This window comes from Burkholderia sp. GbtcB21 (assembly GCF_019091065.1).
Lineage (GTDB): Bacteria > Pseudomonadota > Gammaproteobacteria > Burkholderiales > Burkholderiaceae > Burkholderia > Burkholderia pyrrocinia_C.
The window spans coordinates 1-241 of sequence record NZ_JAGXKA010000428.1; the positions used below are offsets into that span (position 1 = coordinate 1).

General features: G+C 68.9%; 1 pseudogene. It reads right to left on the reverse strand.

The annotated features are described in order from the left end of the window. A pseudogene (locus KVT39_RS37265) lies at positions 1-241 on the reverse strand (2-hydroxychromene-2-carboxylate isomerase); the annotation flags it as partial.

Genomic DNA, 241 nt, shown 5'->3' on the forward strand with positions numbered 1-241 from the left:
GCCGAGCGCGATCGCACGATCGGTGTTCGCGCGCAGCGCGACCTTCACCGGCTGTGCTTCGACGGCCGCTACGCCCTCGGGAAAACCGACGGCTTCGCACAGAGCGGCGGAGCCTTCCGGCGTCGACACGTCATGTCCGTCGCGCCAGATATGGCGGAAGATCCGCCGGATCGCATCGAGCGAACTGCCCAACGCGATCGCGAGGCGCAGCGGCTTGATCGGGTTGAACGGGTGGGCCGGC